The sequence below is a fragment of the Gammaproteobacteria bacterium genome (genome assembly GCA_029862005.1).
Taxonomy (GTDB): Bacteria; Pseudomonadota; Gammaproteobacteria.
In genome coordinates, this window is record JAOTYD010000008.1 from 15,732 (window position 1) to 31,618 (window position 15,887).

General features: G+C 56.2%; 14 protein-coding genes. 5 read left to right on the plus strand and 9 right to left on the minus strand.

What is annotated here, in order from left to right; genetic code table 11:
- Positions 1-3: 3 nt before the first annotated feature.
- Complete coding sequence (locus tag OES20_07430; protein ID MDH3634520.1) at positions 4-1,731, minus strand: ABC transporter substrate-binding protein; 1,728 nt, start codon at positions 1,729-1,731, stop codon at positions 4-6.
- A gap of 211 nt (positions 1,732-1,942) precedes the next feature.
- Here OES20_07430 and OES20_07435 point away from each other — a divergent pair, with 211 nt between their 5' ends.
- From OES20_07435 to OES20_07445, 3 genes are all read left to right on the plus strand, one after another.
- Positions 1,943-2,413 (plus strand): NAD(P)H-dependent oxidoreductase, encoded by a 471-nt coding sequence (locus OES20_07435; protein MDH3634521.1) that lies wholly within the window; start codon positions 1,943-1,945, stop codon positions 2,411-2,413.
- A 121-nt stretch (positions 2,414-2,534) separates the two neighbouring features.
- Positions 2,535-3,230: an SDR family oxidoreductase gene (locus OES20_07440; GenBank protein MDH3634522.1), complete on the plus strand. Its 696-nt coding sequence runs from the start codon at positions 2,535-2,537 to the stop codon at positions 3,228-3,230.
- Complete coding sequence (locus OES20_07445) at positions 3,227-4,366, plus strand: M14 family metallopeptidase (GenBank protein ID MDH3634523.1); 1,140 nt, start codon at positions 3,227-3,229, stop codon at positions 4,364-4,366. The genes OES20_07440 and OES20_07445 overlap by 4 nt, the downstream gene beginning before the upstream one ends.
- Here OES20_07445 and OES20_07450 read toward each other — a convergent pair.
- The 8 genes from OES20_07450 to OES20_07485 all read right to left on the minus strand — a co-directional run bounded on the left by OES20_07450 (position 4,363) and on the right by OES20_07485 (position 12,675).
- Positions 4,363-4,776 (minus strand): GFA family protein, encoded by a 414-nt coding sequence (locus OES20_07450; protein ID MDH3634524.1) that lies wholly within the window; start codon positions 4,774-4,776, stop codon positions 4,363-4,365. The two genes, OES20_07445 and OES20_07450, sit on opposite strands and share 4 nt — an antisense overlap.
- Positions 4,777-4,807: 31 nt before the next feature.
- Positions 4,808-5,173 carry a hemerythrin family protein gene (locus OES20_07455; protein ID MDH3634525.1) on the minus strand — a complete coding sequence of 122 codons (366 nt, stop codon included), beginning with the start codon at positions 5,171-5,173 and terminating at the stop codon, positions 4,808-4,810.
- A 92-nt stretch (positions 5,174-5,265) separates the two neighbouring features.
- Positions 5,266-5,892: a hypothetical protein gene (locus tag OES20_07460; protein ID MDH3634526.1), complete on the minus strand. Its 627-nt coding sequence runs from the start codon at positions 5,890-5,892 to the stop codon at positions 5,266-5,268.
- The gene (locus OES20_07465; protein MDH3634527.1) at positions 5,871-6,644 is read right to left on the minus strand and encodes a tetratricopeptide repeat protein; all 774 of its coding nucleotides are present in this window, start codon (positions 6,642-6,644) and stop codon (positions 5,871-5,873) included. The genes OES20_07460 and OES20_07465 overlap by 22 nt, the downstream gene beginning before the upstream one ends.
- Positions 6,645-6,646: 2 nt before the next feature.
- The gene (locus OES20_07470) at positions 6,647-9,025 is read right to left on the minus strand and encodes a cytochrome C (protein ID MDH3634528.1); all 2,379 of its coding nucleotides are present in this window, start codon (positions 9,023-9,025) and stop codon (positions 6,647-6,649) included.
- A gap of 307 nt (positions 9,026-9,332) precedes the next feature.
- On the minus strand, positions 9,333-10,655 hold the full coding sequence (locus tag OES20_07475) for an aspartate aminotransferase family protein (GenBank protein MDH3634529.1): 1,323 nt from the start codon (positions 10,653-10,655) through the stop codon (positions 9,333-9,335).
- A 27-nt stretch (positions 10,656-10,682) separates the two neighbouring features.
- Positions 10,683-11,780 (minus strand): aromatic ring-hydroxylating dioxygenase subunit alpha, encoded by a 1,098-nt coding sequence (locus OES20_07480; GenBank protein ID MDH3634530.1) that lies wholly within the window; start codon positions 11,778-11,780, stop codon positions 10,683-10,685.
- Positions 11,767-12,675: a MurR/RpiR family transcriptional regulator gene (locus OES20_07485; GenBank protein ID MDH3634531.1), complete on the minus strand. Its 909-nt coding sequence runs from the start codon at positions 12,673-12,675 to the stop codon at positions 11,767-11,769. Before OES20_07485 ends, OES20_07480 begins: the two co-directional genes overlap by 14 nt.
- A 61-nt stretch (positions 12,676-12,736) precedes the next feature.
- Between OES20_07485 and OES20_07490 the strand changes: the two genes are divergently transcribed.
- Both OES20_07490 and OES20_07495 read left to right on the plus strand, forming a co-directional pair.
- Positions 12,737-15,199, plus strand: a complete 2,463-nt coding sequence (locus OES20_07490) for an FAD-dependent oxidoreductase (protein ID MDH3634532.1) — start codon at positions 12,737-12,739, stop codon at positions 15,197-15,199.
- A 175-nt stretch (positions 15,200-15,374) separates the two neighbouring features.
- The gene (locus OES20_07495; protein ID MDH3634533.1) at positions 15,375-15,755 is read left to right on the plus strand and encodes a carboxymuconolactone decarboxylase family protein; all 381 of its coding nucleotides are present in this window, start codon (positions 15,375-15,377) and stop codon (positions 15,753-15,755) included.
- The last annotated feature ends 132 nt before the right edge of the window (positions 15,756-15,887 follow it).

Consider the following 15,887-nt stretch of genomic DNA (forward strand, 5'->3'; position numbering starts at 1 on the left):
CCGTTAGTTCTTCCAGCGTTTGATTAACTCGTCGTAGTTGACGGTCTGCCCCCTGGGCTTTTCGTTAACCTTGGCTTTCGGTGATCCGGGCTTGTTTAGCCAGACTGATGGATCCGATACCTTGTTGAGCCGTGGACCGCAGCCACCATAAGTACCCGCTTTCTCGTCCGCGGCCTGCATGCGCGACATGACGAGATCCATTTCCTCCGCGAGACGATCCATCGCCTGCTGCGGTGTGAAAGCGCCCGAGTTTACATCCCCGATTTGCTGCCACCAGATTTGGGCCAGCTTCGGGTAGTCGGGTACGTTGACACCGGTCGGTGACCACAACACGCGATCAGGCGAGCGATAGAATTCCACCAATCCTCCCAGTTTCGGGGCGCGCTCGGTGAACGACTCGTGGTTGATCGTGGTGTCGCGGATGAAGGTCAGTCCAACATGGCTTTTCTTGACGTCGACTGTTTTTGAAACCACGAACTGGGCATACAGCCAGGCCGCCTTGCGACGATCAACCGGGGTTGACTTGAACAGGGTCCAGGAACCTGCATCCTGGTAGCCGAGTTTTTGACCTTCTTCCCAGTAGGGTCCGTGGGGCGAAGGTGCCATCCGCCAGAGCAGATTTCCATCACCGTCAACGGTATTGTTGCCGGCACTCTGCGGAGCCACCATGGATGCCGTAAACGCGGTGTACCAGAAGATCTGCTGGGCCACGTTGCCTTGCGAAAGCGCTGGCAGCGACTGGTAAAAGTCATAACTAGCGGCGCCCGGTGGTGCATATTTGCGCAGCCATTCGTCCCACTTGCGGATCGCGTAAACTGCAGCCGGGCCGTTGGCGGCACCACCGCGGGAAACCGATGCGCCGACCGGGTTACAGCTGCCGGATTCCATGCGTATGCCCCATTCGTCGACGGGAATTCCGTTCGGCAGACTCTTGCTGCCGGCACCGGCCATCGATAGCCAGGCGTCGGTCATGCGCCAACCCAGGTCAGGTGCGCGCTTGCCGTAGTCCATGTGGCCATAGACCCGAACGCCATCGATTTCCTTGACGTGTACCGAGAAGAACTCGGCGATATCTTCATAGGCCGACCAGTTAACCGGAACGCCAAGGTCGTAACCGTACATGCTTTTGAATTTTTCCTGTAAATCCGCACGATCGAACCAGTCCTTGCGAAACCAGTACAGGTTCGCAAACTGCTGATCGGGCAACTGGTAAAGTTTGCCATCCGGTCCGGTGGTGAAGGATCGGCCAACGAAATCATCAACGTCAAGCATCGGATTGGTGACGTCTTTACCGTCGCCCGCCATCCAGTCCGACAGGTTCACCGCCAGCTGTAAGCGGGAATGAGTACCGATCAAATCCGAGTCATTGATGTAAGCATCGTACAAGTTACGTTGAGTTTGCATCTGGGTCTGCACTGCCTGCACCACCTCGCCTTCGCCGAGCAACTGGTGATTAACCTTGATCCCGGTGATTTCCTCGAACGCCTTGGTCAGGGTTTTGGACTCGTATTCGTGGGTTGGAATGGTTTCGGACAGAACGTTGATTTCCATACCCTGGAACGGCTTGGCAGCATTGATAAACCATTCCATTTCCTTCATCTGTTCTGATTTCGACAGTGAAGACGGCTGGAATTCGTTGTCCACCCAATTTTTTGCCTCGTCCATACCGGCATAGACGGATTGTGCACAGAACGCAGCAGCCGCAGCCACCAGCGCGATTCGCTTGATCATGAGAATTGCCTCCTCGGTTTTATGTTTATTTAGTTACTTCGACACGCCCGCTGAATCTACGCCCGCGGATTCAGATTGTCAATAATCTTTTTCGTTTGTTCGTATTAATGTTCATTTTGACGTTATATTTTCGTTTTATCTGAAAACTAACGATAAATCGGTGTCGGCTTTTACTCTATTCAAGGCTGCTTTAAGCCTTTATGATCGCTTCATGCCGAATCCCAAGCACTTGCTCATTGTTGCCCATAATCCGTCGGCCAACACCCAGAAACTGGTGGATGCGACGCTGCGTGGCGCCAGGCATGAAGATATCGAAGGGGTAGAGGTGAAGCATATTCCGCCGCTACAGGCAGTCGCCGATGACGTGCTCCGGGCGGACGCGATAATTCTTGGGACGACCGAGAATTTTGGCTATATGAGCGGTGCACTGAAAGATTTCTTCGATCGAATTTACTATCCCTGCCTGGAACATACCGAGGCAATGCCGTTTGCTGCGTATATCCGCGCGGGCCTTGACGGTACCGGCACCAAAATCGCGATCCGTAAAATCACGTCGGGATTGAAATGGAAAGCGGTGCAGGAATCGATCATATTGCATGGTGAATACCGGCCGGAGTTTGAAGCACAGTGCGAAGAGCTTGGCATGTTGATGGCCGCCAGTTTGGAATCAGGCATAATCTGAATGAAATAAATGGTCATTCCCGCGCAAGTTGCGGTCCGAAGTATCGGAATCTTGTATCGTGCGTATTTTAAAGGATCCCCGTTTGCACGTGGATCACATCATAGTCGTTGGGGGATTTTAAATGGCGGACTTTAGTGGAAAAAAAGCAATTGTTTTAGGGGGTACATCCGGCATCGGGCTGGCGACCAGCGAAATGCTGCGTGACGGCGGCGCTGAAGTCATCGCCGGTAGCCGCAGCGAACGTGAAATCGACGGCATCGAGTGCGTGCAGGTCGACGTGCTCGATCGTCCGGTATTGAGCACACTGTTCGAAAAACACCAGGGATTTGATTACCTGGTCAATGCGGCCACCGGGGGCCCCCGCGCCATAGGGCCTTTCCTCGAAATGGATCTCGACGGATTTCAGAATTCATTCGCCAAGCTCTGGGGCTATGTGAACAGCGTGCGTCTCGGGGTTCCGCAGATGTCACCGGGAGGCGCGGTGGTATTGTTCAGCGGTTATCCCGCGCGCAAGTATCGTCCGGGCACGCTCGCCATCGGCAGCGTCGGTGGTTCGGTTGAAGCCTTTATCCACCTGGTCGCCAACGAGGTCAGCCCGGTCCGTATCAACGGTGTTTGCCCCGGCCTTATCGATACGCCGATGTCGCCGCTGCAGGGTGACGAACGCAAGGCATACTATGACAAAGGCACTGCAGGTCATCTGATTCCGCGGGCCGGCACGGCTTCGGAATGCGCTGGCGCCGCAATCTTTCTGCTCGAAAACGAATTTGTAACCGGCACGATCATCGACGTCGATGGCGGTGCGATCGTGACATGAGTTTTGAAAAAATCAGTAAGCTGCTGACTGGAGATACCCCGGGGTGCACCACAGAACTGAACTATTTCCACATCGGGCCTGCTGATGCGGACAAAAAAGTCTACCTGCAGGCGGCCCTGCATGCCGATGAACAGCCTGGAATCCTGATTCTGCATCACCTGTTGCAATTATTACGTGACGCGGATACCGCCGGTGAACTGAATGCGCGCTTCGTGATTTTCCCGATGGTCAATCCACTCGGTATGGGCGATATCGAATTTGGTCAACACCAGGGCCGTTACAATCGCAGTACCGGGGTGAACCATAATCGTGCCTGGCCGGAACTTTATGATGCGGTCGGTGAAGCGCTTTTAAGCAAACTCGGTCCTGACGCCGACGAAAATCTCCGGCAGGTCCGCACAGCCTTGCTGGACTGGGTTGAAACCCTGCCGCAGGTTACCGTGCTGGATCAATGGCGCCGATGTCTAATCGGTGAAGCCTGCGACGCGGACTATGTTTTTGATGTGCATTGCGACGATGACTCGTTGGTCCATATTTTTACCGTGCCGCAGCTGGCGGAAACTATGCAACAGCTCGCCAACTGGACCGGGGCCGCGGCGACCTTGCTGGCAGAAGACAGCGGCGGTGGTTCCTTCGACGAGGTTTGGGCCGCTATCTGGTTGCGACTCGCATCCGAGTGCCCGGATAAACCTGTTCCCTTACCGGTCGTTTCTTGCACGCTGGAATACCGTGGTCGATTCGACACCTTTGACGAACTGAATCGACGAGACGCCGAAAATCTGTACGGTTATTTCCAGGAACAGGGTTTGATTACCGGAAAGTGGATCGGTCAAAAACACGAGGCTCCCGCACCCACTGATCTACGTGCGACCGAAATGCTGCGAGCACCGCAAGCAGGATTACTCGCCTATTGCGTGGAACTCGGGGACTGGGTCGAAAAGGGCGATCGCATCGCCGACCTGATCCGGCTCGACGGCGAGGGCGTGTTTGTTGAAAGAATCCCGTTGCTTGCGGGCACTTCTGGCCGGGTCATTTCACGTAAAGTCACGAAGTATGCCTGGGCTAATGCCAATGTTGCCAAGATTGTTGGTACTGAAATCCTCGAATCGCGCAGCGGCTACCTGCTCAGTGATTAATCCTGGTTTTCCTGGGTCCAGTTGCTCACGGGCAGATGCTCGTCGACATGTAGCCAGCTGACCTTTTCTTCAAGGAAACTGTGATCCTGCGGTGCCAGTCGCTCGAGATCGTCAAACAGGCCGAGTTGCATGTGAATTTCATCCGGACGGTCGCTGGTTTCGTAGGCAACCGGTGATCCACAATGCCCGCAGAAACTTCGCGTAACGCCATCATCGGTGGTAAACCGTTTTGGCACTGCCGCGGTGAATATTACTTGTCCTGGCTTAAAACCGGCAAAGGTCGTCATGACCGAACCACTTTGCCGGCGACAGGATTCGCAATGACAGTGCCCGACCCAGTCTGATTCACCGTCGATTTCGAATTTGACTGCACCACAGTAACAGTGGCCGGTTAATTTTTGTTCGTTCATTGAGGTTTTGCCGGAGGTCGATTGTATCCGGTTATTTAGAGTTCGATTTCATGACAAAGTCTTCGAGCTTCTTGTCAATGCCGAGGACATGCAGTTTAAGCCACTTGTATAGAAAATCGGAAAGCGAGATCTGTAGCGACGGGTGCATGCTCGGATCGGTTTCCAGCATCGCCTCTAGCTCCTCGCGGAAACGGTCATGCGCCTCGATGTGTTCTTCCTGATGGGGATATCCAAGTTCGACCATGTAGGTTTCTTCGAGGATGAAATGATGCTCGGCGTAAAGCTTGAGGCGAATCAGGATTTCGGGATCGAAGGGTACTTCCTTGATTTTATCGATCAGCTCGAACAAAACCTGGTGCTGCGTGTCCTGCCAGATGATGTCACTGGTTTTTTGCATTGCGCCGGATTCTGGGAAGATAGTCCGACCACGATAGATGAAAAGCTTGACCTTAGTCAAGGGATCGAAGTTTTGTAACCTGAGGGCCCTGGTTATTGGGGAGTGGTCGCAGCCGGCGTAAATGACATGATCGAAATCGCTTCGTTGATCAGTAGTTTGGCCTGCTCATGGTCGTTATACAAAAACAGCGTGTAGGCGTCGGCCATCTCGTTCCGATGCATGCCGATGATCAGCGCATTGCGATAGTCGGCGGCGAAATCAGGATTGATATCGAATGCCGAGGCCGCGGCCCAGTTGGCGTTGAATTTATCCAGCGCCTCCGCCTCGGGAAAAGTACTGGTTGCGGTCTCACCGCCGACTGACAAGCGATTAGTGATCGATTCGAACAGCAGCGGGAACAGGTGGTTGGGTTCGGGCGCGGCATTATGTGGGTCGTTGTATTCGATCTCGATACGGTTCAGCGGGCGCACGATAAATCGGACTTCGAGCGCTCCCGATTCATGCCTTAACGCGTATTCGTAGGGCAGAATGGCGTTCGCCTGCGTCGGCTGGTCAATATATTGAGTTTGCCGATGCATGCGCAATCCAGCTTCCCGCAGCAGCCGATCGAAGGCTGCGCGGGCATCCTTTTCCGCCGCATCTGCGGCCGTGGGTGTGCCCAGGTGAATCAGCACCAGCAGGGGCCCGAGCAACGAGGTTATGAATTTTCGGATTGCCATTGTTTCAATAGGTCCTCGGCCACCTGCGCCCAACTCGCTTCCGGCGACAGGGTCAGAAAGTGTTGCAGGTCTTTAACCGCGCTGTTCCGGTCGCCAAGGGCTTCGTGGGTCGAGGCGCGATTGAAATAGGCTGCCGGCACCTCCGGCTCGAGCTCGACGCAACGATTGAAATCAACCAGCGCCAGATCGTATTTTTCGGCTTCGAAATGCAGGCTACCGCGATTGAAATAGGCCGCGACAAATTTCTGGTCCAGCTCGATCGCACTATCCAGATCTCGCCGCGCATCGTCGTTGCGGCCGAACTGGCGATAGGCCTGGGCGCGATTGGTCAGCAGGATCGGGTCGTGCGGGTTCAATTCGACCGCGCGATTGAGATCGGCTAATGCCAGGCTGGTTTGCTGGTTTTGCAGAAACAGGCTCGAACGAACGCTCAACAGCATTGTATCGTTGGGGAATTTGCCGAGTGCCTCGTTTAATGTCTCCAGCGCCAGTGGTGCGCGCCCTTCGTCGAGATGCTGTAGCGCTACCTGAACGAGTTTGTCGGGACTCAGGCTGGCGTGCGGATCTTTCTGCTTATGTGCGCCGGCACCAGTAGTTTGTTGCCGGGGTGATTCGAGAAAAGACTTCATTTCCTCGCTTAACCCGGTTTCCTGGGCTAGCACAGCTTTATCCACGAGGACTGCGCCTGCAACGAATACCAGCATCCCTGCCGCAAACCACCCGGCAAAATGGGTTGAATCTCTGGCCGACATGTTTATTCCTTGCTGTAAGCCTGCAGCATCTTGTTCATCAACTCGATATGCTGCGCGTCGGTCAGGCGACCGGGCTCGGACACCTTGGACCACAGATCGGCATTGGTCATTTCACGGTGGCAACCCATGCACAGTCCGGTGCGATCCATTGCATCGCGCACCTCTTGTGGCAGCGCGCGCGACAGCGGCCAGTGCGAGCCTACCGTTTGTGTCTGTTGGCCGTCCTTGATAATCGTGGACAAGTCAAAATCAAGCGCCTCGATTTTGGGTATCTGGATCTTGAAGTTGCTCGGAATGGGTTTGCCGGTGCGCTGATCGATCAGGTCCTCAACCACGTTCTCGGTGTAGCGCAGCGAGAACACACCACCGGAGATACCGTAACCCTGGGCTTTCGGATTGTTGTGGCAGCTTTCGCAGGTACGGGCCTTGCGCTGCGCCGAGTGTGGCTGCACCGGCGCCATGTCGAGGCCGAGCGGCACGCGCTCCTGTCCCAGTTCCTTCTGCTCGTCGTAGGCCATTGCGATCTGGTTATGCGCCACAGTGCTACCGTCGCGCGCCCGCACGGTCCAGATAACCTGGCATCCCGGCATCAGCGGAGTCACGCGACCCTCACCGTTGATGCCGAGCACTGGCTCTTCCCAACGCAGGTAGGAACGGGTTTCGGAGACCTTGCCCGGGCTCTGGATGCCCTTGGTGCCGAGCGGTGATTCCGCGGTGGAACCATCCGGGTAGCGCAGCGATCCGGAGGCGATCCAGTCGGTGTCTTGCTTCGGCTTGCCGTTTTTATCCGGGCCGTAGTCGACGTCGACGTGGCAGCCGTAACACTGCGGTACCCAGGACGCGTGGCAGGCGTAACACTCGAGGCTCTCGGCGTGTTTCTTGACGCTTGCCATCGCCACCATTGCCTGAGAGTTGCGCCAGGCATCATCTTCGGCCAGCTTTTTCAGCAGCGGCACCTTGAAATCGTTGCCGGTAGCCGAGTGCATGATGACCGTATCGCCATCCTTGACCACGTTGCCGTAGGGGTTGCCGCGCGCGCTCAGCAGATAACCGTCCTTCTTGTCGTAAACGGTCGCAAATGCCGCGGTCTCCTGCAGCAGGCTGTTGGCGAGGCCGCGCGGCGAGTTACCAATCGACTTGGCGAATTCTTCGCCGTGACCGAGTGGCAGCTCCCATGGGTACTCTTCCGGCGTTCCATGACAGTCCTGGCACTCGACCTCGACCTGCGCCAGCGTAGTGCCCGGGATATTGCCGTCACCGTGCATGTCGATCGTGGTGTGGCAATCCTGGCACAGCAAGCCGCCTTCAGGGTTTTCCGGACGGCTCTTGATCTGGTGATGCAGGTCGTCGGAAATAAACAGGTAATTCTTGGTATGCAGCTTGGGCTGCTTGCCGCCGGTCTCGCTGTAGGGTGAGCCGTAGGGGAATTCCATCAGGCCCTGGTAGGTCACGCCGATGCGCTTGCCGCGGTTATGGCACGAATTGCAGGTTTCGACCGGGATACCGGAATAGGTCGTGTCGCCGACCGTGACCTTGGATTTACGCGTGGCCTGGATCTGATGGGTCAGCATGTGACCTTTCTGCGTCTTGTCGATGGTGGGATCACCGCCCTCGTATATGCCTTCGTTACCGTAGGGGATGTGGCAGGAAGAACAGCCCTGGCCGCGATAATCACCGCGCTTTTCACGCCCCTTGACGGTGACGTGACAACGCTGGCACTGCTGGCGCTGATAGGTAAAGCCGGCCAGCTTCGGATCTTTCTCGATCTCGTCGACGCTGGGTTGCGGGATTTGCGCCAGTTCGGTCGGAAACTGTTCCTTATGTGCCGCAATCATGTCCTTCATGTAAGCCTTGTAGGCGTCGGTGCCGACGCTTGGAACAGGTCCGTCGCCGTCCTTGACGTCGTAATTACCCCACGGCACCTTGTGGTTTTGCACTTCGGGGATGCCCCAGGTGTGCAGATTACCCTGGATTTTACCGGCCTCGGTGTTCATCAGGGATTTTTCGAGGCGTTCTTCATAGCCGGCATGGCAAGCGCTTTGCCCACAGGTGAACTTGTTAATATCCATCGCGCCAGGGTCGGGGTAGAAGGTTTGCGGACCCTTGAAGTCGACCAGTGACTGAGGCGATCCTTCGTGTGCCTTGGCTGCGTCGCTGGCGGTGGGATCACCACCGTGGCACATCACGCAGCCGGCGGTATCGCCATGCACGGCGCTCAGCGAATTGATCAGTTGCAGCATCGCACTCGATTCCTCGCGAATCGACTCGATGCCGTTATGGCAGGCAAGACAGCCCGAGACAGCCGCAGGCGACGGGCCCGGATTGATCCAGAGAAGCGAAAATAAAATGATTACCCCAAGTGCCTTGCCGTACCGGTCCATTGGTCATCCCCCTTGTAGCTATTTTTGTTAATTGGTACCCGCGCGCGACGAACGGATAACAGCAGGCTAGAGATTTTTTTTGCCGTCGACTTGACATATGTCAAATCGGAGCCTGTTTCAATTAAAATGCTTTATAACGGTGCAGAGAGGTAACTTTTGGTGCATGGTAGCGACTTAATCAACAAGATCCCCGCTGGTGCGGGGATGACGCCGAGTCGTTACGTCATTCCCGCCGGATGCGGAACACTTAGCGGGAATCTCACAATGGTGATCGTGTATTAAAATCCCGGTTTAAATGGGGATGATTTCAGGATTGATTGAATTCGCGGCAGGCAGCGTCGAGGCCACGCAGGGTTTGTTCGAGATCCTGCGCGGTATGTACGGTGGATACGAAACGTCGCACGCCGGGCAACACGTATTGCCCTTGCTTCATCAGCAGGGTATCGAACTTGCGCATTGAAGCCTGGTCGCTGGCGAGTATATCGGCCTGGTTGCGCGGGGTTTTATCCATGAACAGGATTTGCCACAGCGAGCCGGTATGCTCGGCGATCGCCGGGATATCGTGCTGGTCGAGGACCTTTTGCGTTTCGCGACAGAGATCATCGGCAAAACCGTTCATGCGCTTGTAGACGCCGGGTTTGCCGAGTTCGTCGAGCATTGCCATGGTCGCAGCGGCCGCGACGGGGTTACCGTGCAGAGTGCCGTTGAAATAGGTATACCCCGGTTGGCCTTTCAGTTTTGGATCGGACAGGCCGATGACGTCCGCGCGTCCGGCGATACAGGACAGGGGACCGCCACCGCCGACGACTTTGCCGTGGGTCGAGAGATCGGGCTTGACGTCGTACCGTTGCTGGGCGCCGCCGTAGCTCAGACGAAAACCGGTGACGACCTCGTCGAGCACGAACAGGATGTCGTATTCATCGCAGATTTTTCGGATGCCATGCAGGAATTCGGGTTCGGCCGGGATGATGCGCTGTACCGGCTCGGCAAAAATGGCGGCGATATCGGCGTGATGTTCGGCAACAATCTTGCGCAGGGTTTCGAGGTCGTTGTAGGGGCAGACCAGCATCGTTGAAACCGTCGCTTCGGGCTGTCCATAGGAATCTGGCGTGCCCTGCGGGTAGGCGCCGGTTTCTTTCGGAAAAGTCGACACGATCGCGTAATCGTGGTTACCGTGGTAGGCGCCCTCGAACTTGAGGATCTTGTTACGCCCGGTAAACGCGCGTGCCAGACGCATCGCGTAGCCAGTTGCTTCCGAGCCAGTGGTTGCGTAGGCGATTTTCTCGGCGCAGGGTATATCGTTAACCAGACGCTCGGCCAGGTGCACGGCGATATCGTTCAAGGAGCCGAACATGTGCGCACCACGATCCAGCTGCGCCTTGGTGGCTTCGACCACGGCGGGGTGCGAATGTCCAAGAATCAGTGCGCCGGCACCGCCGACGTAATCGATATACTCGTTGCCGTCGACGTCCCACATGCGCGAACCCTTGCCATGCGAGTAAATCAGGCGAATGTCATCGGCCAGCGAATAGCTGCCGAGGCCCGAGCCGGGTAAAACACGGTCGGCAATTGCAAACAGGTCGCGTTGCGACATGCTGCCGGGTGATTGTTTAACTGCATGTGATGACATGATAGGGACTCCAGAAACCTGCTTGGTTTAGCCGACTGCCTCACGCAGCCATTGGTGTAGTTTAAAAATTGACAATTCGTTGTATATCCCGCCCTCGGGATTCAAGACCAGTGGCCCGGGTTTATAACCGCGCGAATTCATCCCGCGCTGAACTTCCCTGACGATATCCAGGTCTTCCTGGAACGTGGTTTCACGATCGTTCTCGATGACCTTTTGCAGGGTTTCGTCTACCTCGCCATCGTTCGAGTAAAATGTACGGAATACGCGCACGTCATCAACCGCGAGCGGGCGCCAGGAAAAGCTGTTGACCATCCCGCCGGGATAAAACTGGATCGAAGTGGCCGGCCACAGGTAAAAGCTGCCGTAAGCGGCACCGCTGACGTCATACCAGGCATCTTCGCTGTGCGAGGCTTCGGAGGTATGGTGCAACACCTTGATATCTCCGTAAGGCATAATCGAGTAGGTATCGGGATCGATGATGCCCTTTGCAAACGAGGGATGGCAATTCGGGCAGTGGTAACACTCGTTATAGTTTTCGACCGCGACGAACCAGTTGCAGCCCTCGTCGGCGGTATGGTGGTAGGCATACTTGCGTTGCTCGAGGTCAGGGCACAGTTTAAGCATTTCATCGCGAATTCCCGGGTAGGACTTATCCATGCTTGTAGCCTCTGGATCGAGGTTGATTAACAGGAAACCGAGAAAATTCTCGAGCCTGATTTCGGTCAAGCAGATCTTGGAAGCATTGAAACCGGGCACCTTGTTCGCATGGGGTGCAGCTTTTAACTGTCCCCGCAGGTCATAAGACCAGGCATGGTAAGGGCAGACCAGTAGCTTTTTATTACCGCTGCCCTCGGCAAGTTTGTGCCCACGATGCTGGCAGACGTTGTAAAACGCCTTGATCCCGCCCTCGCGGGTATGCGTGATGAGGATGTCCTGGTCGTAGATTTCGAGCGTCAGGAAATCACCGGGTTTACCGACCTGGCTCGAATGGCAGGCCATCAACCAGTTCTTGTAAAACACTTCGTCAACGATGCGCCGGTAAAGATTGGGATCGGTAAAGTATTTCGCATCGAGTCCCATTACCGGGACACCATCTGCAACCACTTTCAAATCAGGATTCGTCATAAATGTTTTCCTCCCAACGCGCGGAATGAAACGCTTCAACGGAGGCGCTTGCCGCGTCGCCACCGCGTACTACCAGCAGTGCGCACAGGCTTTCGAGCAGTGCGATCACCGCTGAATTGGAATGAAAGAACTGCGGGGTATGGGTTGGGGAGACCAGTCCCAGGTCGGCCTCGCGGCACAGCGTTGCCGCGTTGCTGTCGGTTACGCCAATGACTTTTGCCCCTTTCCTTTTTGCCAGCTTTACCGCGGCCAGCGTATCGCGGCGATAAGGCTGGAATGTCATCGCCAGCAGGCAGTCGCGCTCGTCCATGCGAATCAGGTCGTCCGACGGCAGGCTGCCGTGACGTGGTGACAGGATAAAATGATCGAAGCCCATGCGCGCGACATACCAGAAGTTGTAGGCGAGCGGATAGGCGAGGCCGAGGCCGAGCACGTAAACCCGGCGCGCGTTGATCATCCAGTCGACCGCGCGCTCGAGATCCTGCACCGATTGCTGCTCGAACATCTTTTCGGTGTTGTCGAGACAGGCCTCGGCCATGCTGCCGAACACCGCGGTGCTGCCGCCCTCGCGATCCATCTGTTGCAGCCAGCGGACGCGGTCGGGTGACGAGCCGGTACCGCCGCGTACGAAATCACGGAAACGCTCGCGCATGGCTTCGTAGCCTTCAAATCCCAGGTGACGTGCCAGGCGTACGAAACTGTTCGGATGAACCTCTGCATTCGTCGCCAGCGTGCGCATCGATTGCAGCCCGACTTCATGTGGATGATCGATGATATAGCGCGCGCACAACTGTAGCTGACCGGGCAGGTTATCGAACTCGGCCAGCAAGCGCTTGAGCACTTCTTCCTGGGACTGCGGCAATCCAGCTTCGAGAATCTTAAATTTTTGCTGCATTTGTGACAATTGTGCACTTGATTTAAATAATGATACAAGTGTATCATCAGCGGATCTTTCGATGCAACCAAATTTTATCGGAGTCAGCTGGATGCAAAGCAAGGCGAATATCGTCATTATCGGCGGCGGCGTTATGGGCTGTTCGCTTGCCTATCACCTGTGCAAGGAAGGCGAGACCGATATTGTGCTGCTGGAAAAGGCGGAGTTGACCAGTGGCTCGACCTGGCATGCGGCTGGCCAGATTACGCACTCGGTCAGTCACTACAGCCTCGCCAAGATGGCGGCTTATGGCACCGAGCTCTACCCGCGCCTCGAGGACGAGACCGGGCAATCCTGTACCTGGCACGGCAGCGGCAGCCTGCGTATCGCCTATACCCAGGACGAAGTCGACTGGATCAAGTACACGCTATCGGTGGGCAAGGGCCTCGGTCACGAAATGGAAATCATCGGGCCTGAGCGTATCGCCGAGCTGCACCCTTTCTATAATCTCGACGGTGTAATGGCCGCGCTCTATACCCCGCACGATGGGCATGTCGACCCGGCCGGTGTTACCTTTGCGATGGCCAGGGGGGCACGCATGATGGGTGGTACCGTGATTCGTCAAAATCGGGTCACGGGCATCACACGCACCGGCGATACTTTCGTGGTACACACCGGGCAGGGTGACATCGAGGCCGACCGGGTGGTCAACTCGGGCGGTACCTACGCGCGTCAGATCGGGGAGTGGGTGGGGCTGAATTTACCGATCGCAAACATGCTGCACCACTACCTGATCACCGACACGGTGCCCGAATTCCAGGCTCTTGAAAAAGAGTTGCCGGTAATTCGGGACGACTCGCAGGTTTCGGGTTATATCCGCATGGAGCAGAAGTCGGGCCTGATCGGGATTTATGAAAAGGCAAACGCGGCCTCGGTCTGGGATGACGGCACGCCGTGGGAATCCGAGAACGAACTGTTCGAGCCCGATTACGACCGCATCATGCCGTGGCTTGAAAACGCGCTCGAGCGCATGCCGGTTCTCGCCGACAAGGGCATCAAGAGCGTCGTGCATGGGGCCATTACCCATCCGCCAGACGGCAACATGCTGCTGGGGCCGTCCGGGGTAAAGAATTTCTGGGTTTGCTGTGGTTCGCAGGTCGGCATTGCCTGGGGCCCGGGCGCGGGGAAGTACCTCGCGCAGTGGATGGTGCACGGTGCCGCGGACGTATCGATGCGCAGTTTCGACCCACGCCGCTTCGGTGCCCGCATCGATGATGAATACCGCGTCAACAAGGCGAAGGAGGATTACCTGCTGCGCCACGAAATCCCGTTTCCGCATCTGGACCGTCCAGACCTGCGGCCGTCACATTCCAGGCTTTCGCCTCTCTACGAGATCCTGAAAGACAAGGGAGCAGTTTATGAAGATGTGTATGGCTGGGAACGTCCCTACTGGTTCGCGGTCAATGGCGTCGAGCAAAAGCATATCGAGAGTTTTCGGCGCAGTGCGTTATTCGACATCATCGGCAACGAGGTACGCGGTATGCGCGCCCACGCCGGTATCGCGGATTTGACCGCGTTTGCCAAGGTCGAGATCAGTGGCGCCGATGCCGAGGCTTACCTCGACCGAATCCAGTCGAACAAGGTGCCGCAAAAAGAGGGCAGTGTCACGTTGACCTACCTGGTGATGGGTAACGGGCGCATCGAGGGCGAGGCCACGATCGTCAAGCTTGGCGATAATCATTACTACATGGTTTACGCCGCGGTACGCGAAGCCGCGCTGTTGAACTGGATGCAGGAGGAGGTTCGGGCGGACGAAACGGTCACCTTTAGCAATGTTTCAGAAAACTACGGTGTCATAATGCTGGCCGGTCCGGCGTCACGCAGAATTCTCGGCGGATGTACCGACGTCGCCCTCGATAATACAAGTTTCCGCTGGTTATCGACGCAACTTATCACCGTGGCCGGAATAACCGACGTGCGCGCACTGCGCGTAACTTATACCGGTGAACTCGGTTGGGAACTGCACGTGCCGATGGCGGGTATGCTCGATGTCTACAGCGCGCTGGTTTCGACCTCGCACAGTGAGGGAATGGTACATATCGGTTCGGCCACGCTGAACGCGGTGCGCATGGAGAAGGCTTATCGTTCCGGGTCGGAAATCACCAATGAAGTCACCATCACCGAGGCTGACGTGGCGCGTTTCGCGCGGGATGGCGAATTCCAGGGTGCCGAGTATTCACTCAAGTCTGCCGAGCGCTGGGTACTCGCTTATCTCCAGCTCGATGAGCCCGCTGCGGACGCAGTGCAGTGCGATCCACTGGGTTCCGAGTCGGTATGGCACCGGGGAAAGCCGGTAGGGCAGATCTCGTCCGGTGGCTATGGATACGACCAGGGCAAGTATCTTGCCTTTGCCTATATCAGGCCCGAACTGAACCAGGTGGGTAATGAATTCGAAGTGCTGGTCATGGGTGAATCACGCCGCGCCGTAATCGTCGAGCAATGCGTGTATGATCCACAGAACCTTCTGCCTCGTTCGGAAGAATAATACCGATTGTCGTTCCGCGGCTTGACCGCGGGACCCAGTCAAACAACATCGCGTGTAGCGCGAACATTTAAAGTAAGCTCTGCGAGCGTGATGGTTACACTGGATCCCGCGGTCAGGCCGCGGGATGACTAATAAGTGGTTAAGCCGCAGGGCGACAAGTTACCGAGGAGATGAAATGGACAAAGATTTATTTGAAAAAGGCCTGGCCAAGCGCAAAGGCACGTTGGGCGCGGAGTATGTTGAAAAGAACCTGGCCGCGGCCGATGATTTCACGCGCCCTTTCCAGGAGGCAATGACCGCATGGTGCTGGGGTTTCGGCTGGGGCGACGAGGTAATCGAACCGAAGACGCGTTCGATGATGAACCTGGCGATGATCGGCGCGCTCGGCAAGATGCATGAATGGGAAATCCACTGCCGTGGTGCGCTCAATAACGGCGTCAGCAAGGAGGAGATTCGAGCCATTATTCACGTGGTTGGAATTTACTGCGGTGTGCCGCAGTCGCTGGAGTGTTTTCGCGTGGCGCGCAAGGTGCTGGAAGAGGCTGGCGAGCTATAACAAGGCTTTGCACATCGTTCGAACCAACCAGTCTGACCCCAGTTCTTCTGCCATAAACATGTATGGTCTTGTTGTTCCAGCTAGACACCTGGGCACTCTGGTATCATCTAGGGGACAGATATATTTGCGGAC

Bases quoted from the DNA above. Each gene is read 5' to 3' on its own strand.
- OES20_07435 (MDH3634521.1), top strand. From the start codon at position 1,943: ATGCCGAATCCCAAGCACTTGCTCATTGTTGCCCATAATCCGTCGGCC.
- OES20_07455 (MDH3634525.1), bottom strand. From the start codon at position 5,173: ATGCAAAAAACCAGTGACATCATCTGGCAGGACACGCAGCACCAGGTT.
- OES20_07450 (MDH3634524.1), bottom strand. From the start codon at position 4,776: ATGAACGAACAAAAATTAACCGGCCACTGTTACTGTGGTGCAGTCAAA.
- OES20_07440 (MDH3634522.1), top strand. From the start codon at position 2,535: ATGGCGGACTTTAGTGGAAAAAAAGCAATTGTTTTAGGGGGTACATCC.
- OES20_07495 (MDH3634533.1), top strand. From the start codon at position 15,375: ATGGACAAAGATTTATTTGAAAAAGGCCTGGCCAAGCGCAAAGGCACG.
- OES20_07465 (MDH3634527.1), bottom strand. From the start codon at position 6,644: ATGTCGGCCAGAGATTCAACCCATTTTGCCGGGTGGTTTGCGGCAGGG.
- OES20_07490 (MDH3634532.1), top strand. From the start codon at position 12,737: ATGCAACCAAATTTTATCGGAGTCAGCTGGATGCAAAGCAAGGCGAAT.
- OES20_07480 (MDH3634530.1), bottom strand. From the start codon at position 11,780: ATGACGAATCCTGATTTGAAAGTGGTTGCAGATGGTGTCCCGGTAATG.
- OES20_07430 (MDH3634520.1), bottom strand. From the start codon at position 1,731: ATGATCAAGCGAATCGCGCTGGTGGCTGCGGCTGCTGCGTTCTGTGCA.
- OES20_07460 (MDH3634526.1), bottom strand. From the start codon at position 5,892: ATGGCAATCCGAAAATTCATAACCTCGTTGCTCGGGCCCCTGCTGGTG.
- OES20_07445 (MDH3634523.1), top strand. From the start codon at position 3,227: ATGAGTTTTGAAAAAATCAGTAAGCTGCTGACTGGAGATACCCCGGGG.
- OES20_07485 (MDH3634531.1), bottom strand. From the start codon at position 12,675: ATGCAGCAAAAATTTAAGATTCTCGAAGCTGGATTGCCGCAGTCCCAG.
- OES20_07475 (MDH3634529.1), bottom strand. From the start codon at position 10,655: ATGTCATCACATGCAGTTAAACAATCACCCGGCAGCATGTCGCAACGC.
- OES20_07470 (MDH3634528.1), bottom strand. From the start codon at position 9,025: ATGGACCGGTACGGCAAGGCACTTGGGGTAATCATTTTATTTTCGCTT.